A 26,121-nucleotide genomic window follows, 5' to 3' on the forward strand; every position below is an offset into this window, starting at 1 on the left:
GAAAGGTGGATGGCAGCTTGGCTCCCACACGTGCTTTTAGCACTGCGGACTCACAGCTTGCCATTCACCTCTCTCACCCCAGAGCTTATCCCTAGATCTAGACACAAGCGGGCTTGCTCGCGAATGGGGCATGACATTCAACATTTCTGTTGGCTGTTACACCGCTTTCGCGAGCAAGCCCGCTCCCACATGGGTTATGCGCAGGTTACTGCTTCTCGAGCAACCACTTGCGCTCACCCGGAGTGAACGAAGGCATTTCGTCCGCCTGCGCCGTGTTCACGGTCTGGAAAATCTCCAGCTCCTTGCCCTTGCGCGCAAAGATCCAGGCGTTGCCCTGGCCATTGAGTTGCAGCCACATGTTGTCATTGCCGCCGCTCATGGAGGCGCAATCGCCAGCCAGGCACAACGCATAGCGGTCGCTGCCGGGCAGGCCGGTCACCTGGCCGTCGGCCTGGAATTGAACCGTGTTGCCTTCGCCGGTACCGCTGACGATTGTCCAGCTGCCGCCCATGTAGGCTGAATACAGTGCACGCTCGAAACTGGCGCCGATCGGAGCGCCGTCCGGCACCGGAATCTGGGCGCGGTCGAAAACCTGCTCGGGCTCGTTTTCGCTGGCGGACTGGCTGAGTTGCTTGCCATCACGCTTCAGCTCGCTGGCCGAGCTGCCATAAAAGTCGATTTTCCAGGCGCCGGATTCTTCACCCAGCAGCTTGCCGTCGACATTTTCAAAACCATTGGTGTAGCGGGCCTGACCGGCCTTGGTGTTGATGTCCCATTCCAGGTTCGGGCCATAGGCCTGGAGCGCCTCACGCAGAGGGACACCTTTGGCGGCAGCATCGATCGCCACCTGGTTGATCCAGGTGCCGCTGATATCTCGGTCGGCAGGGTTGCTGGCACATCCGCCCAAGAGTAGGGCGAGCAGCGAGAGAGCAAGCGCGTTGCGCATGGTGGAATCCTTTCAAGCTTTCTTTACAGCAGAGCAGTCGGCGCAGCCCGAGGCTGCGCCGCACGCATTACTCGATGACCAGGATGGCATCCATTTCAACCTGCGAACCCTTTGGCAGGGCCGCTACACCGATGGCGGCGCGGGCCGGGTAAGGCTGGTCGAAGTACTTGCCCATGATCTCGTTGACCTTGGCGAAGTGGCTCAGGTCGGTGAGGAAGATGTTCAGCTTGACGATGTCCTTGAACGAACCACCGGCCGCTTCGGCCACGGCCTTGAGGTTCTCGAAAACCTGGACGGTCTGGGCTTCGAAGCCTTCAACCAGTTCCATGGTTTTTGGGTCCAGAGGAATCTGGCCCGACATGTAAACGGTGTTGCCAGCCTTGATCGCCTGGGAGTAAGTACCGATGGCGGCCGGGGCCTTGTCGCTGGTGATAACAGTCTTGGTCATTGATGACTCCTTGTAATGAGTTGGCTACGTTGGCGAGCTATGCACGCATGCGGGTGATGCGAATCACCCCGGTCAAGGCGCGCAGTTTCTTGATCACGCGGGCCAGGTGCACGCGGTCGTGCACGCTGACCACCAACTGGACCACGCTGATGCGACCATCGCGTTCGTCCATGCTGATTTTCTCGATATTGCCGTCGGCGGCGTTGACGCTGCTGGCCAGCAGGGCGATCAGGCCGCGCTGGTGCTCCAGCTCGACGCGCAGCTCGACGTTGAATTCGCCGGTGACATCCTTGGCCCACGAGAGCTGGATGCATTTTTCCGGGTTGTGGCGGATTTCGCTGATGTTGCGGCAGTTGTCCAGGTGCACGACCATGCCTTTGCCGGCGGACAGGTGGCCGACAATCGGGTCACCCGGGATCGGCGTGCAGCACTTGGCGTAGCTGAGCACCAGGCCTTCGGTACCACGAATCGCCAGCGGGCCTTCCGGGCTCGGCAACTGTTCGCCTTCGCCCAGCAATCGACGAGCCACCACATAGGCCATGCGATTGCCCAGGCCGATGTCTTCGAGCAAATCTTCGACCAATTCGAGGCGGTACTCGACGAGCATGGCCTTGACGCGCTCGGCCGGAATTTTTTCCAGTGAACTGTCGAAGCCATTGAGGACCTTGTTCAGCAGGCGCTCGCCAAGGCTGATGGACTCGGAGCGGCGTTGCAGTTTCAGCGCGTGGCGGATGTGTGTGCGTGCCTTGCCGGTGACCACGAAGTTGAGCCATGCCGGGTTCGGCCGTGCGCCAGGAGCACTGACGATCTCGACCGTGGAGCCGCTTTGCAGCGGTTCGGACAACGGTGCGAGACGGCGGTTGATCCGGCAGGCGATGCAGCTGTTGCCCACGTCGGTGTGCACCGCGTAGGCGAAGTCGACCGCCGTGGAGCCTTTGGGCAGCTCCATGATCCGGCCTTTGGGCGTGAACACGTAGACCTCGTCCGGGAACAGGTCGATCTTCACGCTTTCGATGAATTCCAGCGAGTTGCCGGCGCGTTGCTGCATTTCCAGCACGCCTTTGACCCACTGGCGGGCGCGGGCATGGGTGCCTTTTGGCTGCTCGTCGCCGCTGGATTTGTACAGCCAATGGGCGGCGATGCCGTTGTTGGCCATCTCTTCCATTTCACGGGTGCGGATCTGGATCTCGATCGGAACACCGTGCATGCCGAACAGCGTGGTGTGCAGCGACTGATAGCCGTTGGCCTTGGGGATCGCGATGTAATCCTTGAAGCGTCCCGGCAACGGTTTGTACAAATTATGTACAGCGCCCAGCACGCGGTAGCAGGTATCGACCTTGTCGACGATGATCCGGAACGCATAGACGTCCATGATCTCGTTGAAGGCCCGACGCTTGCCGCGCATTTTCTTGTAGATGCCGTAGAGGTGTTTCTGGCGACCGCTGACCTCGCCCTGGATGCCATCGATGGCCAGGCAGTGGCTTAAGGATTCTTCGATCTTGTTGACGATTTCCTTGCGGTTGCCCCGGGCGCGCTTGACGGCCTGGTAGATTCGCGCGGAACGCATCGGGTGCATGGCCTTGAAGCCGAGGTCTTCGAATTCTATGCGGATGGCGTGCATGCCCAGCCGGTTGGCGATGGGCGCATAGATTTCCAGGGTTTCCTTGGCGATGCGTCGGCGTTTTTCGCCGGACAGTACTTCCAGGGTGCGCATGTTGTGCAGGCGGTCGGCCAGCTTGACCAGGATCACGCGAATGTCGCGAGCCATGGCCATGGCCATTTTCTGGAAGTTTTCAGCCTGGGCTTCGGCCTTGGTCTCGAAATTCATCTGGGTCAGTTTGCTGACCCCGTCGACCAGTTCGGCCACGGTTTCGCCGAACTGCGCTTGCAGCGCTTCCTTGGCAATCCCGGTGTCTTCGATCACGTCATGCAGCATCGCGGCCATCAGGCTCTGATGGTCCATGTGCATGTCGGCAAGAATATTCGCCACCGCGAGTGGGTGCGTGACGTACGCTTCACCGCTACGGCGGCGTTGGCCGTCGTGGGCTTGTTCGGCGTAGAAATACGCTCGGCGGACCAGGTTGACCTGGTCCTTGCCGAGGTAGGTCGATAAGCGATCGGCGAGGGCGTCTATGCTCGGCATGATGTCTCCTGCCGTAGGCTGTGATCCCGCGCCGTGCTACGTCGACCAGGCATAGGCTTAGACGGCCTCGTTGGACTCGTCCTCGAATGCAGCAAAAAGCGGTTCATCTTCAACGATTTCGGCTTCAGCGATAGCTGCGTAGTCGATCAGGCCTTCAGCGATTTCGCGCAGGGCGACGACGGTAGGCTTGTCGTTTTCCCATGCTACTTTCGGCTCTTTGCCGCCGGTGGCCAGTTGACGGGCACGCTTGGTAGAGAGCATGACCAGCTCAAAGCGGTTATCCACGTGTTCTAGGCAGTCTTCAACGGTTACGCGGGCCATGGTCTTCCTCGTAGCAAATGCAATATGCGCGCTGCCCGGATGGGCGAGCGGACTCAACAGTTTAAAAAATCACCAGCGATTAGGGAAGCGCTGATTTTTTAACCAAGCCCTTCAACGCGCTGCAAGTGCCAATGTAAAGCCCTTGCAGCGGTTTTGGGAAGAGCTGATTAACCGAGCAATTCAGCCAGCAATTTGCCGTGACGCTGCTGCTGACGCTTCTGAATCAGCTGATTGGCGCGGAAAATCGCCTTCAGGTCGTGCAGTGCGTGGGCGAAATCGTCGTTGATGATCAGGTAATCGTAGTCGACGTAATGGCTCATTTCGCTGACCGCTTCGCGCATCCGGCCGTCAATGATCTCGTCGCTGTCCTGGCCACGATTGGTCAGGCGCTGGTGCAGGGCCTGCAATGACGGCGGCAAAATGAAGATCGAGCGGGCCTGAGGCATCAGCTTGCGCACTTGCTCGGCGCCTTGCCAGTCGATTTCCAGAATCAGGTCGTGGCCTTCGTCCAGGGTCTGCTGCAGGTGGCTTTGCGAGGTGCCGTAGAGATTGCCGAACACTTCGGCGCGCTCGAGGAAATCGCCGTGCTCGATCATCTTCACGAACTCGCTGCGGTCGACGAAGTGATAGTTCACGCCATTCACTTCACCGGGGCGCATGGCGCGGGTGGTGTGGGAGACCGAGACACGGATCTCCGGATCGGCGTCGGTCAGGGCCTTGACCAGGCTGCTCTTGCCCGCTCCCGAAGGGGCGGAAATGATGTACAGGGTGCCAGTGCTGTGGGTCATGTCGGGGGTAGCCTTACTCAATATTCTGCACTTGTTCGCGCATCTGCTCGATCAACACCTTGAGGTTGACCGCAGCCTGGGTGCTGCGCGGGTCGAAGGCTTTGGAGCCCAGTGTGTTGGCTTCGCGGTTGAGTTCCTGCATCAGGAAGTCCAGGCGCCGACCGGCAGCGCCGCCGGATTTGAGTACCCGGCGAACTTCGATGATGTGGGTGCTCAGGCGATCCAGTTCTTCGGCGACGTCGCTTTTTTGCGCGAGCATGACCATTTCCTGCTCCAGGCGCTGCGGGTCCATCTCGGCCTTCATGTCAGTGAAGCGGTCGAAAACTTTCTGGCGCTGGGTGGCGAGCATTTGCGGAACGAGTTCGCGCAGGATCACCACGTCTTCTTCAATGGCGGTCAGGCGCTCGTTGATCAGCCGTGCCAGCTCCGCGCCTTCGCGCTCGCGGCCGGCCTTGAGTTCCTTGAGGCCCTGGTTGAACAGTGCCAGCGCTTCAGCGTTCAAGGCTTGCGGGTCGGTGGCGTCACCTACCAGTACGCCGGGCCAGGCCAGGACTTCCAGCGGGTTCAGCGCTGCCGGGTTTTTGATCAGGCTGGCGATGGTCTCGGCGGCGGCGACTAATTGCGCGGCGCGCTCCTGATCGATTTGCAGCGCTTGGCCGGTGTTTTCTTCGGTGAAGCGCAGAGTGCATTCGAGCTTGCCCCGCGATACACCCTGGCGCAGGGCTTCGCGAACCGCGCCCTCGAGGTCGCGAAAGGACTCCGGCAGGCGCAGGTGGGGTTCCAGGTAGCGGCTGTTGACCGACCGCAGTTCCCAGCTCAGGGTGCCCTGGACGCCGGCTTTTTCGACGCGGGCGAAGGCGGTCATGCTGTGCACCATGGCGGTACCTCGCAAGGCAGATCGGCACAGAACCGAGGTTCCGGGAATCCGATATCAATGAATTAAAGCCGACTGGCAGCAAAGGCGCAGGATTGTAGCGCAGTGGCGCGGATGCGCCCAAACACACGGTGTGACAAAGAGCGGCAGGCCTTCGCCGACGCACGGTGCAGAGCCCTCGGTCGTCGGCGGATTTTTTTAGAAGTGCCCAGTGGCGGCCGGCGGCTCTATAATGCTCCGCAGTTTTCCGTCCCCAGTACAGGTACTCCCTATGATACGTCCAAGTGGTCGCGCTGCCGATCAGCTCCGCTCGATCCGCATCACCCGCAACTACACCAAACACGCCGAGGGTTCTGTGCTGGTCGAGTTCGGTGATACCAAGGTCATCTGCACCGTCAGCGTTGAACCGGGCGTACCGCGTTTCCTGAAAGGCCAGGGCCAGGGCTGGTTGACTGCCGAGTACGGCATGCTGCCGCGTGCTACCGGCGAGCGTAACCAGCGTGAAGCCAGCCGTGGCAAGCAAGGTGGTCGCACCCTGGAAATCCAGCGTCTGATCGGTCGTTCCCTGCGCGCTGCGCTGGACATGTCCAAGCTGGGCGACGTCACCCTGTACGTCGACTGCGACGTGATCCAGGCTGATGGCGGCACCCGCACCGCGTCGATCACCGGTTCCATGGTCGCGCTGATCGATGCCTTGAAAGTGATCAAGAAGCGTGGCGGCCTGAAGGGCGGTGACCCGGTCAAGCAAATGATCGCCGCTGTTTCCGTGGGTATGTACAAGGGCGAGCCTGTGCTCGACCTCGACTACCTGGAAGACTCGGCCGCCGAGACTGACCTGAACGTGGTGATGACCAGCGCTGGCGGTTTCATCGAGGTCCAGGGTACTGCCGAAGGCGCACCGTTCCAGCCTGAAGAGCTGAACGCCATGCTGGAACTGGCGAAGAAGGGCATGAACGAGATCTTCGAACTGCAAAAGGCCGCATTGGCCGACTGACCGGACTGCTCCAGGCAAGGAGGACACCATGAGTGACGAGCAACTACCGCTGCCCACGCCGAGCCAGGAGGTTCGTCAGTGGGCCATGTTTTGCCACTTGTCCGCCTTGCTGGGAATCTGGATTCCCTTCGGCACGATCATCGGGCCGCTGATTCTCTGGCAGATGAAGCGCGAGATGGACCCGTTCATCGATGCCCAGGGCAAGGAAGCGCTGAATTTTCAGATCACCGTCGCCATTTTCTCGGCCATCTCCTTCCTGCTGATGGTGGTGATCATCGGGTTCTTCATGTTCGGTCTAATCGCGGTCGGTGCGCTGGTGCTGACGATCATTGCCGGGGTGAAGGCCAATGAAGGGCAGCCTTATCGGTATCCGTTCACTTGGCGGTTGATCAAGTAAGCCAAGACTGCTGATGCTGTTTCAAGCGCAGTTCAGCGCAAATCAGGATAAATGCCCCGACATGTCGGGGCATTTGTTTTTTTGCAATCAGATTAATCTCTATTACTGTGTACTTGGTCGCTCGCTATTCAAGTGAAGTTCATTCGTGCGCATAGTATTTCTTACACGTTTAGACACAAACTGCAAAGCTCGGTGCGGCTTGTATGCTTGGCAATGAGACTTGGCGGTTGATAAGGTTGCCCCAAGTAATATTCATCAAGAAATATTTCGATATATTCGGACCATTGACGGCCTCTGAATTTAATACCAGCCAGTGTTGAGACCGATCAACCTGTTCAAGAGGCGTGTCCAGGTAAAAAGTTCGCCCCTGAATATATAAGAAAGAATACCCAGAATGCTTCAGCTCGATTTTTATGGAACACTTGTCGCCGCCTCTTTAGTGCTTTTGCTGGGGCGCGCTCTTGTCACGCGTGTCGGTTTTTTACGTACTTATAATATCCCTGAACCTGTAGCCGGCGGCCTGGTGGTTGCCTTGGGTCTTCTGGTTTTGAGGTCCCTCGATATTGAAGTCCGCTTTGATACTTCGCTGCAAACTCCCTTGATGTTGGCGTTTTTTGCCACCATCGGCTTGAGTGCAGACTTCGCCAGCCTGAAGAGGGGCGGACGCGTAGTGGGGGTTTTTCTACTGGCGGTTATCGGACTTCTAATTATTCAGAATGCGATGGGTATCGGGCTCGCAACGGCGTTGGGGCTCGATCCCTTGATGGGCTTGCTGACAGGCTCGATTACATTGGCTGGCGGTCACGGTACGGGGGCTGCGTGGGGGGCGACGTTCAGTGAGAAGTTCGGTCTGTCTTCTGCCTCTGAACTGGCAATGGCCTCCGCGACGTTTGGTTTGGTGCTGGGCGGTTTGATTGGTGGTCCTGTCGCTCGCTTGCTCATAAATCGTGTCCAGACACCCGGCCTCGAGCAGGAAAAGCCGCGGTTGCCAAAGGGCTTCGAACAGCCGAACAAAGAGCGCTCAATCACGCCATTTTCGTTTATCGAGACACTCGCTCTTATCTCGGTCAGCTTGCTGGTGGGCTCCCTGCTGAATGGTCTGCTCCATGAAACCGCATTTGAGTTGCCGACGTTCGTTTGTGTCTTGTTTGTGGGTGTGCTTTTACGAAACGGGCTTTCAGCACTTGGCGTGTATCAGGTATTTGAGCGTGAAGTCTCCGTGCTGGGGAATGTCAGCTTGTCGCTGTTTCTGGCGATTGCTCTGATGTCACTCAAACTGTGGGATCTGGCTGCGCTGGCTTTACCGATCTTCATCATCCTGGCTACGCAAACGCTGGTCATGGCACTGTTTGCGATTTTTGTGACGTTCAGAGTCATGGGCAGTAATTATGATGCGGCGGTACTGGCGGCGGGACACTGCGGGTTTGGGCTGGGTGCCACGCCAACTGCCATCGCTAACATGCAAGCGGTGACTCAGCGCTACGGGCCTTCGCAGATCGCGTTCCTGGTGGTGCCAATGGTGGGCGCTTTCTTCATCGACATCATTAATGTGATCGTGATCAAGATGTACCTTGCACTGCCGTTTTTCGCCGCGGTTTGAAGTTCAGGTCACTGGGCTCCGCTGAGCAGAGCGAATAAAAAATGCCCGTATCTTGCGATACGGGCATTTTTTTAACCGTCCATCAGACCGCTCAGTGAAAATCACTTAGATGGTCAGCGTCCAGTCGTAGTCCACGATCAGCGGCGCGTGTTGCGAGAACCGCGGCTGGCGTGGCAGGCGCGCGCTGCGTACGAAGCGGCGCAGGCCAGGGGTGAGCAGCTGATAGTCGAAGCGCCAACCGAGGTTGAGCATCTCCGCCTGTTCGTTATCCGGCCACCAGCTGTACTGGTCGCCTTCACGGCTGACCTCACGCAGGGCGTCGACATAACCCATGTTGCCGACAATCTCGTCCATCCAGGCACGTTCAGGTGCCAGGAAGCCCGGAGATTGCTGGCTGTCGCGCCAGTTCTTGATATCCAGCTTCTGTTGCGCCACGTACAGCGAGCCACAATAAATGTACTCGCGACGTTTGCGTCGCTGTTTATCCAGATAACGGGCGAAGTCGTCCATTAGCTTGAACTTCTGGTTCAAGTCTTCATCGCCGTTCTGCCCCGAAGGGAGCAGCAAGGTCGCGATGCTGACCTTGTCGAAATCGGCTTGCAGGTAGCGCCCGTAGCGGTCGGCCGTCTCGAAACCGAGACCGCTGATGACAGCCTTCGGTTGCAGCCGCGAATACAAAGCCACGCCACCTTGGGCAGGGACTTCGGCATCGCAGGCATAAAGGAAGTATCCATCCAGTTGGAAGGCTGGATCGTCCAGTTCAAAGGCGGAGGCGCGGGTGTCCTGCAGGCAGATGACGTCGGCATTCTGTGCTTGCAGCCAACTGAGCAAACCACGCTCGACTGCAGCCTGAATACCATTGACGTTCACACTGATGATCCGCATAAATGGCCCCAAAAATCGCGTGCGTGTATGATACACGGCGTCAAGCTAATTAGCTAAATCCGTGGTATTTGGGGTTTTTTTCATGCAAGCGTATCAGCGCGATTTCATTCGTTTTGCCATCGATCGCGGCGTTTTGCGCTTCGGTGAGTTCACCCTGAAGTCCGGGCGCACCAGTCCTTACTTCTTCAATGCTGGCCTGTTCAACTCAGGTTCGGCCCTGGCGCAACTGGGCCGTTTCTACGCCGCCGCCATTACCGAGAGCGGCATTCCCTTCGACGTTCTGTTTGGCCCCGCCTACAAAGGCATCCCGTTGGCGGCGACCACCGCCGTGGCGCTGGCTGAGCATCACAACCGTGACCTGCCGTGGTGCTTCAACCGCAAGGAAGCCAAGGCCCACGGCGAAGGTGGCAGCCTGGTTGGCGCACCTTTGACCGGCGAAGTGCTGATCATCGACGACGTGATCACCGCCGGTACAGCCATTCGGGAAGTGATGCAGATCATCGCGTCCCAGGACGGCGCCAAAGCGGCCGGCGTGCTGATCGCCCTGAACCGTCAGGAGCGTGGCAACGGCGAGTTGTCGGCGATCCAGGAAGTCGAGCGTGACTTCGGCATCCCGGTCATCAGCATCGTTTCGCTGAATCAGGTACTGGAATTCCTCGCCGATGATCCGCAGCTCAAGCAGCATTTGCCAGCCGTGGAAGCCTATCGCGCCCAGTTCGGCGTCTGACGCAATCTGCTTTTGTGGGAGCGGGCTTGCTCGCGAAAGCGGTAGATCATTCAACATTGATGTTGACTGACACGACGCCTTCGCGAGCAAGCCCGCTCCCACAGGGAATGCGGCAAAAAAAGACCCCGCTCAGCCAGGCTGAGCGGGGTCTTTTTGTTTGCGCTATCGCTTAAGGACGCTTGCGGTTGCTGATCAAGGTGCCCACGCCGGTATCGGTGAAGATCTCCAACAGAATCGCATTCGGCACGCGCCCATCGATGATCAACGAGCTGCCCACACCACCCTGGACCGCTTCCAGTGCGCAGCGGATCTTCGGCAGCATGCCGCCGTAGATGGTGCCGTCGGCGATCAGTTCGTCGACCTGTTGAGTAGTCAGACCGGTCAGGACCTTGCCCGACTTGTCCATCAGGCCGGCGATGTTGGTCAGCAGCATCAGCTTCTCGGCTTTCAACGCTTCGGCGACTTTACCGGCCACCAGGTCAGCGTTGATGTTGTACGACTCACCGTTGGCGCCGACGCCGATTGGCGCGATCACCGGAATGAAGTCGCCCTTGACCAGCAGGTTCAGCAGATCGGTGTTGATCCCGACCACTTCGCCCACATGGCCGATGTCGATGATTTCCGGGGTGGTCATTTCCGGGGTCTGACGGGTGACGGTGAGCTTCTTCGCACGAATCAGCTCGGCGTCTTTGCCGGTCAGGCCGATGGCGCTGCCGCCGTGGCGGTTGATCAGGTTGACGATGTCCTTGTTGACCTGGCCGCCGAGGACCATTTCCACCACGTCCATGGTCGCGGCGTCGGTGACGCGCATGCCGTCGACAAAGTGACTCTCGATCGACAGGCGCTTGAGCAGGTCACCGATTTGCGGGCCGCCGCCGTGGACCACTACCGGGTTGATGCCAACAGCCTTCATCAGCACGATGTCGCGGGCGAAGCCGGTTTTCAGCTCCTCGCTTTCCATCGCGTTGCCGCCGTATTTGATCACCAGGGTCTTGCCGACGTATCGGCGGATATAAGGCAACGCTTCGGACAGGACCTTGGCGGTGTTGGCGGCGGCTTCGCGTTCGAGGGTCATTCAGGGCTCCGGGTGAATCAGAACGGTAGTTGGAGATCAGGTGCAACGCGCTTCAACTGGACTTTGAAAACGTCCTTGATGCGCTGCAATTCAGCCTCGTCATCGGCCTCGAAACGCAGCACCAGCACCGGTGTGGTGTTGGACGCGCGTACCAGGCCCCAGCCTTTGGCATAGTCGACTCGCACGCCGTCAATGGTGGTCAGGTCGGCGCCTGCGCCCCATTGTGCGTCGTGCAGTGCATCAATGATGCTGAATTTGCTCTCTTCGGTCACATGGATATTGATTTCCGGCGTAGAAATATCGTTCGGGAAGGTCGCGAACAGCTCTTCGGCCGAGGATTTTTCCTTGCTGAGGATTTCCAGCAACCGCGCAGCGCTGTAAATGCCGTCGTCGAAACCGAACCAGCGCTCCTTGAAGAAGATGTGCCCGCTCATTTCGCCGGCCAGCAGGGCGCCGGATTGTTTCATTTTCTTTTTGATCAACGAGTGACCGGTCTTCCACATTAGCGACCGACCGCCGTATTCCTTGATCAGCGGGATCAGGCGGCGGGTGCATTTGACGTCGAAGATGATCTCGGCGCCCGGGTTACGCGCCACGACGTCGCGGGCGAACAGCATCAGCAGGCGGTCCGGGTAGACGATGCTGCCGGTGTTGGTCACCACGCCGACGCGGTCGCCGTCGCCGTCGAAGGCCAGGCCGATGTCGGCGTTGGTTTCCTTGACCTTGGCGATCAGGTCGACGAGGTTTTCAGGCTTGCCCGGGTCCGGGTGGTGGTTCGGGAAGTTGCCGTCGACTTCGCAGAACAGCGGGATGACTTCGCAGTTCAGCGCTTCGATCAGTTGCGGGGCAATCACGCCGGCCGCGCCGTTGCCGCAGTCGACGACCACTTTCAGGCGACGGGCCAGCTTGATGTCCTGGACGATTTCGGTGGTGTAGCGGTCGAGGATTTCGACCTGGGTGATGCTGCCCTGGCCGCTGCTCAGGTTATTGGTCTTGAGGCGGTCGTGCAGGGCCTGGATCTGTTCGTTGGCCAGGGTGTCGCCGGCAATGACGATCTTGAAGCCGTTGTAGTTCGACGGGTTGTGGCTGCCGGTGAGCATCACACCGGATTTGCCGGCCAGCACGTTGGCGGCGTAGTACAGCGCCGGCGTCGGGACCAGGCCGACATCACTGACGTGGCAGCCGCTGTCGGCGATGCCTTTGATCAATTGCGCGACCAGCTCCGGACCGGACAAGCGGCCGTCGCGACCAACGGACACATTTGGCTCGCCCTGGGCCAGGCTTTGGGAACCGACGGCGCGGCCGATCCAGTATGCGGTTTCAGCGTTCAGGAACTCCGGGACGGTGCCGCGAATGTCGTAGGCGCGGAAGATGCTGTCAGGGAACTTGGGTGCAATTCTGGCCGGGGTGTTCATCTGTGGAAATACTCCATCTCGAAAGTGGCTGGACAGGCCGCCGAGTCATTCGGCGACAGGTTCAAACTGAAGGGTATGACGGCGTTTTCCACAGAGAGTTCGTGGTATGAAAGGGCCATGACACCCCTGATGGTAGGGGGTTGGCCGGGCAATGCCTTGATTTTCGGAGCTAAACCTTGCAGATGACAATTTGAATTCTGTGGTGAGGGAGCAAGTTCCCTCGCCACGATGGATCTCTATCAACGAGTGCCGGTATGGCCGAAACCGCCAGTGCCGCGCTCGGTTTCAACAAACTCTTCAACCATCTCGAAGTGAGCCTGCACGACCGGCACCAGCACCAGTTGCGCCAGGCGCTCACCGACCGGCATGGTGAATTCGGTCTGGCCACGGTTCCAGCAGGAGACCATCAGCGGGCCCTGGTAATCGGAGTCGATCAGGCCGACCAGATTGCCCAGCACGATGCCGTGCTTATGGCCCATCCCCGAGCGCGGCAGAATCAGCGCCGCCAGGTTCGGGTCACCGATATAGACCGACAGGCCGGTAGGGATCAGCACGGTTTCACCCGGCTTGATCACGGTGTCCTGCTCCAGCATGGCGCGCAGGTCGAGGCCGGCGGAGCCCGGTGTGGCGTATTGCGGCAGCGGGAATTCGGTACCGATGCGAGGGTCGAGGATCTTGGCTTGCAAAGCGTGCATGTAAATTAAACCTGGTTCAGACGTTCGGCGATAAAAGTGATCAGTTGGCGAGCAATCTTGCTCTTGCTGGTCTGGGCGAAAAGTGTGGCGTGAAGCTCACGATCGATGACGCTGCAGGCGTTTTCTTCGCTGTTGAAGCCAATGCTCGGGTTGGCGACGTCGTTGGCGACGATCAAATCGAGGTTCTTGTCTTTCAACTTGCGCGCAGCGTAATCGAGCAGGTGTTCGGTTTCGGCGGCGAAACCGACACTGAACGGGCGGTCGGGGCGGGTGGCGATGGTGGCCAGGATGTCCGGGTTACGCACCATCTGTAGCAACAAGCCGTCGCCGTTCGTAGGATCTTTCTTGAGTTTCTGTGGGGCGACGACTTCCGGGCGGTAGTCCGCAACGGCTGCCGAGGCGATGAACAGGTCGCAAGGGATGGCTGCTTCGCAGGCGGCGAGCATGTCGCGGGCACTGACCACGTCGATGCGGGTGACGCGATCCGGGGTCGGCAGGTGCACCGGGCCGGTGATCAGGGTCACGCGGGCACCGGCTTCCACGGCGGCTTCGGCCAGGGCAAAGCCCATTTTCCCGGAGCTGTGGTTAGTGATGTAGCGCACCGGGTCGATGTTTTCCTGGGTCGGGCCGGCGGTGATCAGCACGTGTTTGCCGGTCAGGGCCTGGCGCTGGAAGCAGTCGGCGGCGCATTGCGCCAGTTCAAGGGCTTCGAGCATGCGCCCCAGGCCGACGTCGCCGCAGGCCTGGCTGCCGGAGGCCGGGCCGAAGACCTTGATGTTGCGGCTTTCGAGGGTTTGCAGGTTGGCCTGGGTCGCCGGATCGCGCCACATGGCCTGGTTCATGGCCGGGGCAACGGCGACTACGGCGTCAGTGGCCAATACCAGCGTGGTCAGCAGATCATTGGCGATGCCTTGGGCCAGCCGGGCTATGAGGTCCGCGGTGCCGGGAGCTATCAGCACCAGATCGGCCCATTTGGCCAGCTCGATGTGGCCCATGGCCGCTTCGGCCGCCGGGTCCAGCAGGTCCAGATGGACCGGGTGCCCGGACAGGGCCTGCATGGTCAGCGGGGTGATGAACTCTGCGCCGCCTCGGGTCATGACCACGCGCACTTCGGCGCCCTGATCGATCAGGCGGCGAACCAGGTCGGCGCTCTTGTAGGCAGCGATACCGCCGCCGACGCCCAGAACAATGCGTTTCCGATACAGCCGCTGCATAGGCCTGCCTTTCAATTCGTGGGTGACATACGTGGCGAAACCCCCTCCCCAGGGTGAATTCGCCCGCAAAAAAGATGGGCTACGATATCACAGCGACCGCTACGGAACAGCGGTGCCCACAGACAGGGAGGTGCCATGAGTATTCGCGATTGGCCGGCGGCGGAACGGCCGCGGGAGAAGCTGCTGGAACAGGGATCGGCGAGTCTTTCCGATGCCGAGTTGCTGGCGATATTTTTACGAACCGGTGTGTCCGGTAAAAGCGCGGTAGATCTGGCGCGGCATCTACTGGGCGAATTTGGCAGCCTGCGCTCGTTGCTGGAGGCTGACCTTTCGACATTCAGCGAGCAGTTGGGCCTGGGCCCGGCAAAATTCGCACAGTTGCAAGCCGTACTGGAAATGGGCCGGCGGCATCTGGCCGAGCGATTGCGCCACAGATCGGTGCTGGAAAACCCGCAAGCGGTGCGCGAATACCTCAAGTCGATGCTGCGGCACGAACCCCATGAGGTTTTCGGCTGCCTGTTTCTCGACTCCAAACATCAGGTGCTGACGTTTGAGAAACTGTTCCGCGGCTCCATCGACAACACCAGTGTTCACCCGCGACAGGTCGTCAAACGGGCGCTGGCCAACAACGCTGCGGCATTGATCCTCTGCCATAACCATCCATCAGGTAACACCGACCCCAGCCAGGCCGACCGACAGCTAACCAAACGTCTGCAAAAGGCATTGGAACTGATTGATGTGCGGGTGCTCGACCATTTCATCATCGGTGATGGAAACCCGTTGTCGATGGCCGAGTATGGGTGGATGTAGGGTAGCGAACCCCCTGTGGGAGCGGGCTTGCTCGCGAAAGCGGTGTATCAGTCAGCATCGATGGCGACTGACACTCCCTCTTCGCGAGCAAGCCCGCTCCCACAGGGTATTGTGGTGAGGTCGACTACTTGAAGTTGACCTTGGAATAGTCCTGCCGACCGAACGGGCTGACCGAGTAACCCTCGACATCCTTGCGTGTCAGCGCGAAGGCCGTCGGGTGGGCCAGGGGTAGCCACAATGCCTGTTGCTGGATCTGCGCCTGGGCCTGTTCGTAGAGTTTACTGCGCACGCCTTGCTCGCCGGTGGTCTTGCCGGCGCTGATCAGCCTGTCCAGGTCTGCATTGCAGTAGCGGGCGAAATTGGTACCGGACTTGACCGCAGCGCAGGAAAACTGCGGCGTGAGGAAGTTGTCCGGGTCGCCGTTGTCGCCCGCCCAGCCCATGAACAGCAAGTCGTGTTCACCGGCCTTGGCGCGGCGGATAAGTTCGCCCCATTCGATCACGCGGATTTCGGCCTGAATGCCGATTTCCGCCAGGTCGGATTGCAGCAGTTGAGCGCCGAGGCTTGGGTTGGGGTTAAGCAGGCTGCCGGAAGGGCGGGTCCAGATGGTGGTCTGGAAGCCTTCCTTGAGCCCGGCCTTGGCCATCAAGGCTTTGGCCTTCTCGATGTCGTGAGGGTAGCCCGGCAGGTTTTTTGCGTAGCTCCAGGTATTGGGCGGATAAGGACCATTGGCCGCCTCGGCGGTGTCCTCGAACACGGCTTTGACATAGTGGGTCTTGTCGAAGGCGAGGTTGATGGCCTGGCGGACTTCAGGTTTGTCCAGCGGTGGATGCTGGCTGTTGATGCCGACGAATGCGGTCATGAACGCGTCAGTCTTTTCGACTTTCAGGGTCGGCTCTTTCAGCGCTTCCTGTACGTCCAGGGGCTTGGGCGACAGGGCAATCTGGCATTCATTGCGGCGCAACTTCTGCAAACGCACGTTGGCGTCCGGGGTGATGGCGAAGATCAGCGGGTCCACCGACGGCTTGCCACCGAAGTAATCCGGATTGGCCTTATAGCGGATCGAGGCGTCCTTCTGGAAGCGGGTGAGCACGAACGGCCCCGTGCCGATCGGCTGGCTGTTGAGCTTCTCTGGCGTGCCGGCTTTCATCAGTTTGTCCGCGTATTCGGCTGAATAGATCGAGGCGAAGCCCATGCTCAGGGTCGCCAGGAAGGTCGAATCCGGGTGGTCGAGGGCGAAGCGCACGGTTTGCGGGTCCAGTGCGTCGACCTTCTTGATCAGTGCAGGCAACTGCATCGATTGCGCATGCGGGAAGCCGCTCTGGGCGACTTTGTGCCACGCATTGGCCGGGTCGAGCATGCGGTCGAAGCTGAAAATCACGTCTTCGGCGTTCAGGTCGCGCGTCGGGGTGAAGTATTCGGTGCGATGGAATTTTACCTGCGGGTGCAACTTGAAGACGTAGATCAGGCCATCGGGGCTGACCTCCCAACTGTCGGCGAGACTGGCGACCACTTTGCCGCTGGTCGTATCGAAATTTACCAGGCTGTTCATCAGCACATCGGCCGAGGCGTTGGTGGTGGTCAACGAGTTGTACTGCACCACGTCGAACCCTTCAGGGCTGGCTTCGGTGCAGACGCTCAGGGCGGCAGCAAAGACCTGTGAGCTCAGCAGAAGCGGGGCGAGCAACAGCGGTAGGGCAGCGAGGCGCATGGTCGGCTTCCTTTACAGATCGAAGGCCCATCTGCAAGTGCAGTCTGGAAAAGGCTTACCCTAGTGGGCTCTTTTGTAAATGACTATCCCCTTTTTCATTTTGGGGGGACTATAGGCGCCAGATTTTGCTGTGCAGCGGTTAAGCAAAACCCCTGGTTGGCTCGATGAGCGATTCTCTGCGACGAGCGGTCGCCATTGACGATAGCCTTTGTCCAAGGCGCTCGGAGCCCGGAAAGCGGGGTTTTTGTGAATTCTACGCACACTGAATGTTGTTGCTCTCCAGTCTTTCTGGTATAAAGCAGCGCTCTTTTCTAGGGGCCCGGTTCCTTCACTGTAGGTGTAGCCGGTAAGACCTCTAAAGAAACGCGGCGCCTGGCGCCAAATGACTGAGAGATTAAGCGGCCAACCCATGCCGGGTTGGGCATGTGGTTTTAGAGGGCTGAGGCATGTCTAGAGTATGTCAAGTTACCGGTAAGGGTCCGGTAACCGGGAATAACATTTCCCACGCAAACAACAAAACCCGTCGTCGTTTCCTGCCGAACCTGCAGCATCACCGCTTCTGGGTTGAAGAAGAGAAACGTTTTGTGCGTCTGCGCGTATCTGCCAAAGGCATGCGTATCATCGACAAGCGTGGCATCACTGTCGTGCTGGCCGAACTTCGCCGCGATGGCAAGGTTTAAGGGAGCTAATCATGCGTGAATTGATTCGTTTGATTTCGAGCGCCGGTACTGGTCACTTCTACACTACCGACAAGAACAAGCGTACTACCCCGGACAAAATCGAGATCAAGAAATATGATCCGGTTGTTCGCAAGCACGTGATCTACAAGGAAGGCAAAATCAAGTAATTGATTTTTCCCTCTTACGAAAAAGGCCCGTATCGCGAGATACGGGCCTTTTTTGTTGTCTGTGGGTTATGCAGTGCCTGTCAGGGCCCCTTCGCGAGCAAGCCCGCTCCCACACTTGGTTGGCGCCGGACACAAATGTGGTGTTCACCGAAGCTCGAATGTGGGAGCGGGCTTGCTCGCGAAGGGGCCAGCCCTGACAACGCAGTCTTCAAGCCTTCTGTTCAAACGCTACGTAGATCTTGCGGCACGCCTCCAGCACTTCCCAGGTACCGCGAAAACCTGCCGGGATCACGAAGCGGTCGCCCACGCGCAGGGTCTTGGCATTGCCGTCGAGGTCACGCAGCACGGAAACACCCTGCACGATTTCGCAGTATTCGTGCTCGGTGAAGTTCACCGTCCACTGGCCGACGGCGCCTTCCCACACGCCAGCGTTCAACTGACCGCAAGGGCTGTTGTAGTGGTTGTAGACCGCTTGCTCAGGATCGCCCTTGAGTACTTTGGCCGGATCCGGACGGTAGCGTTCGGCGGCGGTGGTGGCTTGGCTGAAGTCGACGACGTTCTGGATATTCATTGTTGTTATCCCCCGTGATTACGGCGCGAGTGGTTGATTTGCCAAGAGTCTATGTTTATTAAAATGAACATCGCAAGGCCGTTTGCCGGCCTTGTGTCAAATATATTGAAACTTCATGGGCGGCTGGTTTAGGGTGGCAGATGCCTCGGGCCGAAAAGCAGGCTGGCCAGGCAGAATTCCTGACAGCACCCGCGAAGAACGCGGGTGTCGTATCAATAAGAGGAGGACACTCGCATGACCACCCTGACCCGTGCCGACTGGGAACAACGTGCCCGCGACCTGAAAATCGAAGGCCGCGCCTACATCAATGGTGAATACACCGACGCCGTCTCCGGCGAGACCTTCGAGTGCATCAGCCCGGTCGATGGCCGTCTGCTGGGCAAAATTGCCAGCTGTGACGCCGCCGATGCCCAGCGTGCTGTGGAAAACGCCCGCGCCACCTTCAATTCCGGTGTCTGGTCGCGCCTGGCGCCGACCAAACGCAAAGCCACCATGATCCGTTTCGCCGGCCTGCTGAAACAGCACGCCGAAGAGCTGGCCCTGCTTGAAACCCTCGACATGGGCAAGCCGATCAGCGACTCCCTTTACATCGACGTTCCAGGCGCGGCGCAGGCCCTGAGCTGGAGCGGTGAAGCCATCGACAAGATCTACGACGAAGTCGCTGCTACTCCGCACGACCAACTGGGTCTGGTGACCCGTGAGCCGGTGGGCGTGGTTGGCGCCATCGTGCCGTGGAACTTCCCGCTGATGATGGCGTGCTGGAAACTGGGCCCGGCGCTGTCTACCGGTAACTCGGTCATTCTCAAGCCGTCGGAAAAATCGCCGCTGACGGCGATTCGCATCGCTGAACTGGCCGTCGAGGCCGGCATTCCGAAAGGCGTGCTCAACGTGCTGCCAGGCTATGGCCACACCGTTGGCAAGGCCCTGGCCCTGCACAACGATGTCGATACGCTGGTATTCACCGGTTCGACCAAGATCGCCAAGCAACTGCTGATCTATTCCGGCGAATCGAACATGAAGCGCGTCTGGCTTGAAGCCGGCGGCAAGAGCCCGAACATCGTGTTCGCCGATGCGCCGAACCTGCAAGACGCCGCCGAAGCGGCTGCCGGTGCCATCGCCTTCAACCAGGGCGAGGTTTGCACCGCCGGTTCGCGCCTGCTGGTGGAGCGTTCGATCAAGGACAAATTCCTGCCGCTGGTGATCGAGGCACTGAAAACCTGGAAGCCGGGCAACCCGCTGGATCCGGCGACCAACGTTGGTGCGCTGGTCGATACCCAACAGATGAACACCGTGCTGTCCTACATCGAGTCGGGCCACGCCGATGGCGCCAAGCTGGTGGCCGGTGGCAAGCGTACGCTCCAGGAAACGGGCGGCACTTACGTTGAACCGACGATTTTCGATGGCGTGAGCAACGCGATGAAAATCGCCCAGGAAGAAATCTTCGGCCCGGTACTGTCGGTCATCGCATTCGACAGCGCCGAAGAAGCCATCGCGATCGCCAACGACACGCCTTACGGCCTGGCCGCTGCGGTGTGGACTGCCGACATCTCCAAGGCTCATCTCACTGCTCGCGCACTGCGTGCCGGTAGCGTGTGGGTCAACCAGTACGACGGTGGCGACATGACCGCTCCATTCGGTGGCTTCAAGCAGTCCGGCAACGGTCGCGACAAGTCGCTGCACGCGTTCGACAAATACACCGAGCTGAAGGCGACCTGGATCAAGTTGTAAGTCGGTTTCCCTAACGACGGAGATCCCCTGTGGGAGCGGGCTTGCCCGCGAAGGCGCCGTGACAGCCAACGATGATGTTGGATGTGATGGCCTCTTCGCGAGCAAGCCCGCTCCCACATTTGTTTTGTATGGCCTGAAAGAAATAACAATCCACAGGAGCGTGGAACATGCGTTGGGCGACTTATTTCGCCGTTTTGGCATCTGTCTTGAGTGTCGGCCTGGCCCTGGGGGTCAGCATGCCGCTGGTATCGTTTCGCCTGGAAAGCTGGGGTTACGGCTCGTTTGCCATTGGTGTGATGGCCGCGATGCCGGCCATCGGCGTGCTGTTGGGGGCGAAGATCTCCAGTCACCTGGCGGCGCGCTTCGGCACGGCCAATCTGATGCGGCTATGCCTGTGGGCCGGGGCGGTTTCCATCGGTTTGCTGGCGCTGTTGCCGAGTTATCCGGTCTGGTTGGTCTTGCGGTTGATGATCGGGGTAATCCTGACCCTCGTATTCATCATCGGTGAAAGCTGGATCAATCAATTGGTGGTCGAGCAATGGCGCGGGCGGCTGGTGGCGCTGTATGGCAGCAGCTACGCATTGAGTCAGCTGGCAGGGCCGGTGTTGCTGGGCTTCCTTGGCACCGAGCACGATTATGGCTTTTGGGTCGGCGTCGGTTTGCTGATGGCTGCTCCGTTTCTGTTGCTGGGTCGCAGTGGTGCGCCGAGCAGCGAGGCCAGCAGCGTGACCCTGAGTGATTTGCTCGCTTTCTGTCGTGGCCTGCCGGCGATTGCCTGGGCGGTGTCGCTGTTCGCCGCGTTCGAGGCGATGATTCTGACCCTGTTGCCGGTCTATTGCCTGCGCCAGGGTTTCACTACGGAGATCGCCCTGGCGATGGTCAGTACGGTGGTGGTCGGCGATGCAGTGCTGCAATTGCCGATTGGTGCGTTGGCCGATCGCTTGTCGCGGCGCGCGTTGTTCACCGGTTGTGCGGTGGTCCTGCTGATGTCGAGCCTGGCAATCCCGATGCTGATCGACACGCTGCTGATCTGGCCTTTGTGGGTGCTATTCGGCGCCAGTGCCGGCGGATTGTTCACCTTGTCACTGATCCTGATCGGCGAGCGTTATCGCGATGATGCGCTGGTGCGGGCCAATGCGCACATCGCCCAGCTGTGGGGGATTGGTTGCTTGATCGGGCCGCTGCTGGCGGGTGCGGGCAGTCAGTGGATCAGTGGGCATGCGTTACCGTTGCTGATGGCGATGGGGGCCTTGGGTGTATTGATTGTGGTGTCGCGGCAAGGGGCGTTTGGCGCGGTGCAGCCGGCTTAGCTTTTGTAGCAGCCGGACGCAGGCTTCGCCAGCTGCTACAACATTTTCTCCAGGCCAACCGTGTTGCTAAGCCAGGCGTTGAAGCGTCGCCACAAACTGCCCGGCTCCTTGGTCAGGGTGTGCATTTTGCCGTCGTCTTCGGTCACCCATACCACCTGGTCATTTTCCAGCTTCACCTGATAACTCAGGGGCGGCGCCATGCCTTGCAACGCCAGTTCGCGAACGTGAGCAGCGAGTTCCGGGCTGTCCACCAGTACTCCGACCTCGGTGTTCCACAGCACCGAGCGCGGGTCGAAATTGAACGAGCCGATGAAGGCTTTCTTCTGGTCGAAGATGATCGCCTTACTGTGCAAGCTGGAGTCGGAGCCGGGATAGGAGGACCGGCTGTAAAAGAAATGCGGACCGCTGCCACTGTCTTCACCGGGTTGGCGGCGCAACTCGAAGAGTTGCACGCCATGTTCCAGCAGCGCCTTGCGATACGGTGCGTAGCCGCCATGCACCGCCGGCACGTCCGTGGCCTCCAGCGAGTTGGTCAACAGCCGCACCGACACCCCGGCATCGGCGCGCCCGGTCAGGTACACCAACCCCGGCTGACCAGGCACGAAATAGGCGGAAACCATCACCAGCTCTTTGCTGACGCCGTTGAGTTCGGGCGCCAGTTGGGTGGTCAGCAGCAACTGCGGATCGGGCTCTCCATCGGCCAATACCTTGCTCGGTGCATCCCACAACGCCTGATTCCACGCCCAGATCAGCGCCTTGCGCCAGGTATCCAGGCGCGGTTCGGTGGTGAACGCCATCAGCTGCTGATAGAGCGCGTGATTCTGTTTGCGTGTTTCCTCCAGCGATTCTTCCAGCCGGGTTCGGGTGTTTTCCAGGTCTTTGGCTGTCGGTCTGCTGGATACAATCGCATCGATCGGTTTGCTCAGGGCGCTGTTCCAGTACTGATCAAAACTGTGGCCCAACTGCTCGGCCACCGGGCCGACACTGAGCATGTCGATGTCGGTGAAGTTCAGCTTGGGCTTGGCATCGAAATACTCGTCCCCCAGATTGCGCCCGCCGACGATAGCCATGCTGTTGTCCGCCAGCCACAGCTTGTTGTGCATGCGTCGGTGTTGCAGTGACAGGTTGAACAGCCGGCCCATGGTGCGCGTGACGCCGGTGCTGCGGCCCAGATGCAGGGGGTTGAACACGCGGATCTGAATCTGGGGATGCGCCGCGAGGGTGGCGATGGTGCGGTCCAGCCCATCGCTGGTGGTGTCGTCGAGCAAAATGCGCACGCGCACGCCTCGGTCGGCAGCCTTGAGCAATTCCTTCACCAGCATGCGCGTGCTGATGCCGTCGTGCACGATGTAGTACTGCAAATCGAGGCTGCTTTGAGCATTGCGAATCAGTTCGGCGCGGGCGGTGAAGGCCTCGGTGCTGTCGGACAGCAGGCGAAAGCCCGATTTCCCCTCATAAGGCGCGGCTTGGGCCTGGACCGAACGGCCGAATGCCGATGCGCTTGCCGGCAACGCCTGGCTCGGTTCGCGCTGCACGTCGTAGCTGGCGCAGCCGTTGAACAGCAAAATGAGCAGCAAGACCGGTGCGTATCGCAAGTGGGATCGTCTCAGTTCATGGCAAAAAGCCAAAGTATGGCACGCCGTGGGAATTCGTTATTCCTGCACAGCAGGGAGTTGCGGGACCCATACCGATGAACTTGGAGGAACTACGTGATTTGTTGAAGTTGCTGATCCGTTTGGCTGCCAATTCCTACATAAAACTCCTACACAAACCGGAATGATCGAGGGGTATGGGGCTTGCCGAGAGGAAGCGGCATTTCCTGTCTGTAGTCCATGCATCCATGTTCCAGTCATTTCAAAGGGAAGTGTTTATGAAGAAGTTACATCAAATGGCCGCTCTGGCAGCCATTCTCGTTCCGTTCACCGCCCAGGCGGCCAGTGTCGACCTGAGTGTCTCCGGTACTGTCATCCCCACCTCATGCATTCCGGCATTTGCCGGTGGCAGCAATGTCGATCTTGGGCGGATCCATTCCTACACCTTGAGTCCGACTGCACAGAACGATCTGCCGCAACGGGATATCACCCTCATAGTCGCTTGCGATGCGCCGGCTGCAGTAGAAATCGCTGTCACCGATAATCGGGGTGCCAGCAAGGTTGCGGGGCTGACCTTCAACGGCCGGACTGGTGAAAACCTCTACTACGGTCTGGGCAGCACCAACGGTATCGGCATCGGTGGTTTCGGTCTGCTTACCGGCCAACCGCTGGCGGACAGCAACCCGCAGGCATTCCTGGTACGTACGCCAGGAAATCCGGTATGGCGCGTTCCGGTCGCCGGGTTAATGGCCAATGCACCGACCTCCTATTCGTGGGGACCGAGTGCCGCGACGGGCCCGGCTGCCGCCCGCTTGCACACCTTCCCCATGAAAGTGGCCGCTGTGATTCGTCCGACTTCTGAACTGCCGTCAACTACTGACGAGTTTGCGCTCGACGGTTCGGTCACTTTCGACATGTATTACCTCTGAGTCGGCGCACCACCTGCGACTGTCGCTCTAACCCTGATGATTTGACGGTGTTCGTCCCGTGCGAGCAGGCGTCGGCGTTTGCCTGAAAAAGCATCGTCGTCAGGTTATTCATCGCGTCATCAGGCATCGACACAAGTTTGCCGTTTGTGTCGATGCCTTTGGAGACTGTCATGCATCCACCAAAAAACATTCTGAGATTCAGTGCTTTCGCTGCGTTTCATCTGTTCCTTGTCCAAAACGCTCAAGGAGCCGGGATGGTCCCGGAAACGCCTGTGCTGGTGGTCGATCAGGCACTAGGCGAGGCCACCCTGAACGTCAGGAATACCGACAACCATCCCGCGCTGCTGTATAGCTCCATTGAGCATATCGCCGAGGACAACGAAACGCTGTTGGTGCTGACCCCGCCGGTAGCGCGGGTCGAACCTGGCCAGAGCCAGCAGGTGCGATTCATCCTGCGCAGCACAACTCCCCTGGAAACCGAGCGCCTCAAGCGCGTGGTATTCGAAGGCATCAACCCTCGACAAGATGGGGAGGGCGCCCGTGTCAGTCTTGGGGTGCGCCAGAACATTCCGGTCATTCTGCGCCCGGCCGGATTGGCGGTGGAGCGTGCACCCTGGAAACGTCTTAGCTGGACGGCTGAGGCCAACCGCTTGCAGGTGAGCAATCCCAGCCCCTACGTGGTGCGTCTTGCCAAGTCAGTGAATTTGATCCCGGGCGGCAGCATCGTCGATTTGGGGCGCACCTATATCCTGCCTGGTGAGCAACTTGAATTTACCGCACCGTCTACTTTGGACACTCATGTACAGCTGTTTCCTGCGACCACCTATGGGTTTGCGGTCGACCGCTATGATGCGCCGCTGGTCCGCCGGTAATGAGATGTCGCTCTGGGTCGTTCCGGGCCCCGCTGCAGTTGGCCAGCGGTTTGGCGTTGATGCTGGGTGTTTTGGAAAAGAGCTGTGGAAGTGGGTTTGTCGAGTTTGATCGATCAGTACTTGAAGCGCGCGGACTTGATCCGCGAATCGCAGAACACTTGCGCAGCGCGCCGCGTTTTCAGGCAGGACGACAGGATGTGGCGTTGCTGGTCAATGGTGCTCCGATGGGGCAGGTGCCGGCGACCTTCGATGACGACGGGCAGTTGTGCCTGGATTCGACACTGCTCGAACGCGCCGAGATCAAGGTCCCTGCGGAATTCCCCGAGAGTGCCGACAGCGTCGGCTGCCTGCGGGCGATTGATGGTTTAGCCGGTGCGCAGGTGAGGCTCGATCCTGGCCAACAGCAAATTATGTTGCTAGTCCCCACCGACACCTTGATCGACTCTGCACCTGTGCAACGTAGTTGGACCAAAGGAGGGCTGGCCGGGTTGCTCAACTACGACGCACTTATCGTGGGCAGTTCGGCTCAAGGCCAGTCCAGCCAATACCGCAATCTGGGCACCGAATGGGGATTTAATGCCGGTGACTGGGTGGTACGCAGTCGCCAGAGCTATACGTCATTTCAGAATGAGGAGCGTTTGGAAACACTTTACACGCAGGCGTCACGCACTTGGGATCGCTACCAGGCCAATGTGCAGCTCGGCCAGCTTAATTTGCGCACGTCGTTATTTGCCGGAGAGGCGTTCACCGGTTTCCAGATTCACCCCGATACGGCGTTGGCCCGCTTGGGTGGCAATGATTCTGGGAGCGCAAGTGCTGTGGATGGGGTGGCCTATTCACCGTCGCGGATCGAGGTACGCCAGAGTGGTGTTGTGGTTTACACCACGCTGGTCCCTGCCGGGCCGTTCACGCTTCGTGATTTACCGCTGCTTAGTCACCAGCTCGACCTCGATATCAATGTTCACGAGGAGAACGGCGAGCAGCGGCAGTTTCGCGTCCCGGCCGCCAGCTTGCGCCCCGTCAGCGTGGGGGGCATGCCGGGCTATGGGTTTGCAGCGGGCAAGGTTCGGCGATTCGCCTCTGATGATCGTCACGCCCCGTCGTTTTTTGTCGCCACTCAGGACTGGCAGTGGTGGCCTCAGACATTGTTCAGCCTCGGGGTAATGGGGGCTGAACACTATCAGTCGTTGGGGCGTGCAGCAGGCACTCGCGCCAAGCTCGGCGGTTAG

The 26,121-nt window shown here is 59.4% G+C and carries 25 protein-coding genes and 2 pseudogenes; 12 read left to right on the plus strand and 15 right to left on the minus strand.

The window, feature by feature from the left end; genetic code table 11:
* Window positions 1-205 precede the first annotated feature (205 nt).
* From ABIA48_RS15395 to ABIA48_RS15420, 6 genes are all read right to left on the minus strand, one after another.
* The gene (locus ABIA48_RS15395) at window positions 206-946 is read right to left on the minus strand and encodes a hypothetical protein (protein ID WP_007989583.1); all 741 of its coding nucleotides are present in this window, start codon (window positions 944-946) and stop codon (window positions 206-208) included.
* Window positions 947-1,013: 67 nt separating this feature from the next.
* Entirely contained in the window at window positions 1,014-1,394 is a 381-nt protein-coding gene (locus ABIA48_RS15400) for a RidA family protein (protein ID WP_003229509.1), read from the minus strand.
* 37 nt (window positions 1,395-1,431) lie between these two features.
* Window positions 1,432-3,537, minus strand: a complete 2,106-nt coding sequence (gene spoT / locus ABIA48_RS15405; protein ID WP_007989580.1) for a bifunctional GTP diphosphokinase/guanosine-3',5'-bis pyrophosphate 3'-pyrophosphohydrolase — start codon at window positions 3,535-3,537, stop codon at window positions 1,432-1,434.
* Between the two features lie 57 nt (window positions 3,538-3,594).
* Window positions 3,595-3,858: a DNA-directed RNA polymerase subunit omega gene (gene rpoZ / locus ABIA48_RS15410; RefSeq protein ID WP_007921129.1), complete on the minus strand. Its 264-nt coding sequence runs from the start codon at window positions 3,856-3,858 to the stop codon at window positions 3,595-3,597.
* A 167-nt stretch (window positions 3,859-4,025) separates the two neighbouring features.
* Window positions 4,026-4,646: a guanylate kinase gene (gmk, locus tag ABIA48_RS15415; protein WP_007975181.1), complete on the minus strand. Its 621-nt coding sequence runs from the start codon at window positions 4,644-4,646 to the stop codon at window positions 4,026-4,028.
* A 13-nt stretch (window positions 4,647-4,659) separates the two neighbouring features.
* Window positions 4,660-5,523, minus strand: a complete 864-nt coding sequence (locus ABIA48_RS15420; protein WP_429489716.1) for a YicC/YloC family endoribonuclease — start codon at window positions 5,521-5,523, stop codon at window positions 4,660-4,662.
* Between the two features lie 268 nt (window positions 5,524-5,791).
* Here ABIA48_RS15420 and rph point away from each other — a divergent pair, with 268 nt between their 5' ends.
* From rph to gltS, 3 genes are all read left to right on the plus strand, one after another.
* Window positions 5,792-6,514, plus strand: coding sequence for a ribonuclease PH (rph, locus tag ABIA48_RS15425; protein WP_007989575.1), 723 nt, complete (start codon window positions 5,792-5,794; stop codon window positions 6,512-6,514).
* A gap of 28 nt (window positions 6,515-6,542) precedes the next feature.
* Window positions 6,543-6,911 (plus strand): DUF4870 domain-containing protein, encoded by a 369-nt coding sequence (locus ABIA48_RS15430; protein ID WP_429489718.1) that lies wholly within the window; start codon window positions 6,543-6,545, stop codon window positions 6,909-6,911.
* 394 nt (window positions 6,912-7,305) lie between these two features.
* Window positions 7,306-8,511, plus strand: a complete 1,206-nt coding sequence (gene gltS / locus ABIA48_RS15435; protein ID WP_429489720.1) for a sodium/glutamate symporter — start codon at window positions 7,306-7,308, stop codon at window positions 8,509-8,511.
* A gap of 105 nt (window positions 8,512-8,616) precedes the next feature.
* Here the strand turns inward: gltS and ABIA48_RS15440 are convergent, their stop codons facing one another.
* Complete coding sequence (locus tag ABIA48_RS15440) at window positions 8,617-9,396, minus strand: exodeoxyribonuclease III (RefSeq protein WP_003176915.1); 780 nt, start codon at window positions 9,394-9,396, stop codon at window positions 8,617-8,619.
* Between the two features lie 82 nt (window positions 9,397-9,478).
* Here ABIA48_RS15440 and pyrE point away from each other — a divergent pair, with 82 nt between their 5' ends.
* Complete coding sequence (gene pyrE / locus ABIA48_RS15445; protein WP_429489722.1) at window positions 9,479-10,123, plus strand: orotate phosphoribosyltransferase; 645 nt, start codon at window positions 9,479-9,481, stop codon at window positions 10,121-10,123.
* 12 nt (window positions 10,124-10,135) lie between these two features.
* On the opposite strand, the pseudogene ABIA48_RS15450 reads toward pyrE, so the two are convergent.
* The 5 genes and pseudogenes from ABIA48_RS15450 to coaBC all read right to left on the minus strand — a co-directional run.
* Window positions 10,136-10,225, minus strand: a pseudogene (locus ABIA48_RS15450) (DUF4381 domain-containing protein); the annotation flags it as partial.
* Window positions 10,226-10,292: 67 nt separating this feature from the next.
* On the minus strand, window positions 10,293-11,198 hold the full coding sequence (argB, locus tag ABIA48_RS15455) for an acetylglutamate kinase (RefSeq protein ID WP_015097366.1): 906 nt from the start codon (window positions 11,196-11,198) through the stop codon (window positions 10,293-10,295).
* A 17-nt stretch (window positions 11,199-11,215) separates the two neighbouring features.
* Window positions 11,216-12,592: pseudogene (locus ABIA48_RS15460) on the minus strand (phosphomannomutase/phosphoglucomutase); the annotation flags it as partial.
* Window positions 12,593-12,852: 260 nt separating this feature from the next.
* Window positions 12,853-13,308, minus strand: coding sequence for a dUTP diphosphatase (gene dut, locus ABIA48_RS15465; protein WP_007975171.1), 456 nt, complete (start codon window positions 13,306-13,308; stop codon window positions 12,853-12,855).
* A 5-nt stretch (window positions 13,309-13,313) separates the two neighbouring features.
* Complete coding sequence (coaBC, locus tag ABIA48_RS15470; protein WP_429489725.1) at window positions 13,314-14,522, minus strand: bifunctional phosphopantothenoylcysteine decarboxylase/phosphopantothenate--cysteine ligase CoaBC; 1,209 nt, start codon at window positions 14,520-14,522, stop codon at window positions 13,314-13,316.
* 135 nt (window positions 14,523-14,657) lie between these two features.
* Here coaBC and radC point away from each other — a divergent pair, with 135 nt between their 5' ends.
* Window positions 14,658-15,332 (plus strand): RadC family protein, encoded by a 675-nt coding sequence (radC, locus tag ABIA48_RS15475; RefSeq protein ID WP_007989562.1) that lies wholly within the window; start codon window positions 14,658-14,660, stop codon window positions 15,330-15,332.
* Window positions 15,333-15,456: 124 nt separating this feature from the next.
* On the opposite strand, the gene ABIA48_RS15480 is transcribed toward radC, so the two are convergent.
* Window positions 15,457-17,043 carry an ABC transporter substrate-binding protein gene (locus ABIA48_RS15480; RefSeq protein ID WP_429489727.1) on the minus strand — a complete coding sequence of 529 codons (1,587 nt, stop codon included), beginning with the start codon at window positions 17,041-17,043 and terminating at the stop codon, window positions 15,457-15,459.
* A 446-nt stretch (window positions 17,044-17,489) separates the two neighbouring features.
* Between ABIA48_RS15480 and rpmB the strand changes: the two genes are divergently transcribed.
* A complete protein-coding gene (rpmB, locus tag ABIA48_RS15485) occupies window positions 17,490-17,723 on the plus strand; it encodes a 50S ribosomal protein L28 (protein WP_007975166.1) in 234 nt (77 codons plus the stop codon).
* Window positions 17,724-17,734: 11 nt separating this feature from the next.
* Complete coding sequence (gene rpmG, locus ABIA48_RS15490; protein ID WP_003177274.1) at window positions 17,735-17,890, plus strand: 50S ribosomal protein L33; 156 nt, start codon at window positions 17,735-17,737, stop codon at window positions 17,888-17,890.
* A gap of 208 nt (window positions 17,891-18,098) precedes the next feature.
* On the opposite strand, the gene ABIA48_RS15495 is transcribed toward rpmG, so the two are convergent.
* A complete protein-coding gene (locus ABIA48_RS15495; RefSeq protein ID WP_007989557.1) occupies window positions 18,099-18,461 on the minus strand; it encodes a cupin domain-containing protein in 363 nt (120 codons plus the stop codon).
* 234 nt (window positions 18,462-18,695) lie between these two features.
* On the opposite strand from ABIA48_RS15495, the gene ABIA48_RS15500 reads away from it, so the two are divergent.
* Together ABIA48_RS15500 and ABIA48_RS15505 are read left to right on the plus strand one after the other, a co-directional pair.
* Window positions 18,696-20,189, plus strand: a complete 1,494-nt coding sequence (locus ABIA48_RS15500) for an aldehyde dehydrogenase (protein ID WP_103395935.1) — start codon at window positions 18,696-18,698, stop codon at window positions 20,187-20,189.
* Between the two features lie 167 nt (window positions 20,190-20,356).
* Complete coding sequence (locus ABIA48_RS15505; protein ID WP_429489731.1) at window positions 20,357-21,499, plus strand: MFS transporter; 1,143 nt, start codon at window positions 20,357-20,359, stop codon at window positions 21,497-21,499.
* 35 nt (window positions 21,500-21,534) lie between these two features.
* Here the strand turns inward: ABIA48_RS15505 and ABIA48_RS15510 are convergent, their stop codons facing one another.
* Window positions 21,535-23,094: a phospholipase D family protein gene (locus ABIA48_RS15510; RefSeq protein ID WP_429489733.1), complete on the minus strand. Its 1,560-nt coding sequence runs from the start codon at window positions 23,092-23,094 to the stop codon at window positions 21,535-21,537.
* A 275-nt stretch (window positions 23,095-23,369) separates the two neighbouring features.
* On the opposite strand from ABIA48_RS15510, the gene ABIA48_RS15515 reads away from it, so the two are divergent.
* The 3 genes from ABIA48_RS15515 to ABIA48_RS15525 all read left to right on the plus strand — a co-directional run bounded on the left by ABIA48_RS15515 (window position 23,370) and on the right by ABIA48_RS15525 (window position 26,121).
* Window positions 23,370-24,020 (plus strand): DUF1120 domain-containing protein, encoded by a 651-nt coding sequence (locus ABIA48_RS15515; protein WP_429489734.1) that lies wholly within the window; start codon window positions 23,370-23,372, stop codon window positions 24,018-24,020.
* A 170-nt stretch (window positions 24,021-24,190) separates the two neighbouring features.
* On the plus strand, window positions 24,191-24,892 hold the full coding sequence (locus ABIA48_RS15520) for a fimbria/pilus chaperone family protein (RefSeq protein ID WP_429489736.1): 702 nt from the start codon (window positions 24,191-24,193) through the stop codon (window positions 24,890-24,892).
* A 59-nt stretch (window positions 24,893-24,951) separates the two neighbouring features.
* Entirely contained in the window at window positions 24,952-26,121 is a 1,170-nt protein-coding gene (locus tag ABIA48_RS15525) for a fimbria/pilus outer membrane usher protein (RefSeq protein ID WP_429492872.1), read from the plus strand.

Source organism: Pseudomonas sp. S30_BP2TU TE3576 (assembly GCF_050436025.1).
Taxonomy (GTDB): Bacteria; Pseudomonadota; Gammaproteobacteria; order Pseudomonadales; family Pseudomonadaceae; genus Aquipseudomonas.

Bases quoted from the DNA above. Each gene is read 5' to 3' on its own strand.
- ABIA48_RS15395 (WP_007989583.1), bottom strand. From the start codon at position 946: ATGCGCAACGCGCTTGCTCTCTCGCTGCTCGCCCTACTCTTGGGCGGA.
- ABIA48_RS15400 (WP_003229509.1), bottom strand. From the start codon at position 1,394: ATGACCAAGACTGTTATCACCAGCGACAAGGCCCCGGCCGCCATCGGT.
- spoT (WP_007989580.1), bottom strand. From the start codon at position 3,537: ATGCCGAGCATAGACGCCCTCGCCGATCGCTTATCGACCTACCTCGGC.
- rpoZ (WP_007921129.1), bottom strand. From the start codon at position 3,858: ATGGCCCGCGTAACCGTTGAAGACTGCCTAGAACACGTGGATAACCGC.
- gmk (WP_007975181.1), bottom strand. From the start codon at position 4,646: ATGACCCACAGCACTGGCACCCTGTACATCATTTCCGCCCCTTCGGGA.
- ABIA48_RS15420 (WP_429489716.1), bottom strand. From the start codon at position 5,523: ATGGTGCACAGCATGACCGCCTTCGCCCGCGTCGAAAAAGCCGGCGTC.
- rph (WP_007989575.1), top strand. From the start codon at position 5,792: ATGATACGTCCAAGTGGTCGCGCTGCCGATCAGCTCCGCTCGATCCGC.
- ABIA48_RS15430 (WP_429489718.1), top strand. From the start codon at position 6,543: ATGAGTGACGAGCAACTACCGCTGCCCACGCCGAGCCAGGAGGTTCGT.
- gltS (WP_429489720.1), top strand. From the start codon at position 7,306: ATGCTTCAGCTCGATTTTTATGGAACACTTGTCGCCGCCTCTTTAGTG.
- ABIA48_RS15440 (WP_003176915.1), bottom strand. From the start codon at position 9,396: ATGCGGATCATCAGTGTGAACGTCAATGGTATTCAGGCTGCAGTCGAG.
- pyrE (WP_429489722.1), top strand. From the start codon at position 9,479: ATGCAAGCGTATCAGCGCGATTTCATTCGTTTTGCCATCGATCGCGGC.
- argB (WP_015097366.1), bottom strand. From the start codon at position 11,198: ATGACCCTCGAACGCGAAGCCGCCGCCAACACCGCCAAGGTCCTGTCC.
- dut (WP_007975171.1), bottom strand. From the start codon at position 13,308: ATGCACGCTTTGCAAGCCAAGATCCTCGACCCTCGCATCGGTACCGAA.
- coaBC (WP_429489725.1), bottom strand. From the start codon at position 14,522: ATGCAGCGGCTGTATCGGAAACGCATTGTTCTGGGCGTCGGCGGCGGT.
- radC (WP_007989562.1), top strand. From the start codon at position 14,658: ATGAGTATTCGCGATTGGCCGGCGGCGGAACGGCCGCGGGAGAAGCTG.
- ABIA48_RS15480 (WP_429489727.1), bottom strand. From the start codon at position 17,043: ATGCGCCTCGCTGCCCTACCGCTGTTGCTCGCCCCGCTTCTGCTGAGC.
- rpmB (WP_007975166.1), top strand. From the start codon at position 17,490: ATGTCTAGAGTATGTCAAGTTACCGGTAAGGGTCCGGTAACCGGGAAT.
- rpmG (WP_003177274.1), top strand. From the start codon at position 17,735: ATGCGTGAATTGATTCGTTTGATTTCGAGCGCCGGTACTGGTCACTTC.
- ABIA48_RS15495 (WP_007989557.1), bottom strand. From the start codon at position 18,461: ATGAATATCCAGAACGTCGTCGACTTCAGCCAAGCCACCACCGCCGCC.
- ABIA48_RS15500 (WP_103395935.1), top strand. From the start codon at position 18,696: ATGACCACCCTGACCCGTGCCGACTGGGAACAACGTGCCCGCGACCTG.
- ABIA48_RS15505 (WP_429489731.1), top strand. From the start codon at position 20,357: ATGCGTTGGGCGACTTATTTCGCCGTTTTGGCATCTGTCTTGAGTGTC.
- ABIA48_RS15515 (WP_429489734.1), top strand. From the start codon at position 23,370: ATGAAGAAGTTACATCAAATGGCCGCTCTGGCAGCCATTCTCGTTCCG.
- ABIA48_RS15520 (WP_429489736.1), top strand. From the start codon at position 24,191: ATGCATCCACCAAAAAACATTCTGAGATTCAGTGCTTTCGCTGCGTTT.
- ABIA48_RS15525 (WP_429492872.1), top strand. From the start codon at position 24,952: ATGCTGGGTGTTTTGGAAAAGAGCTGTGGAAGTGGGTTTGTCGAGTTT.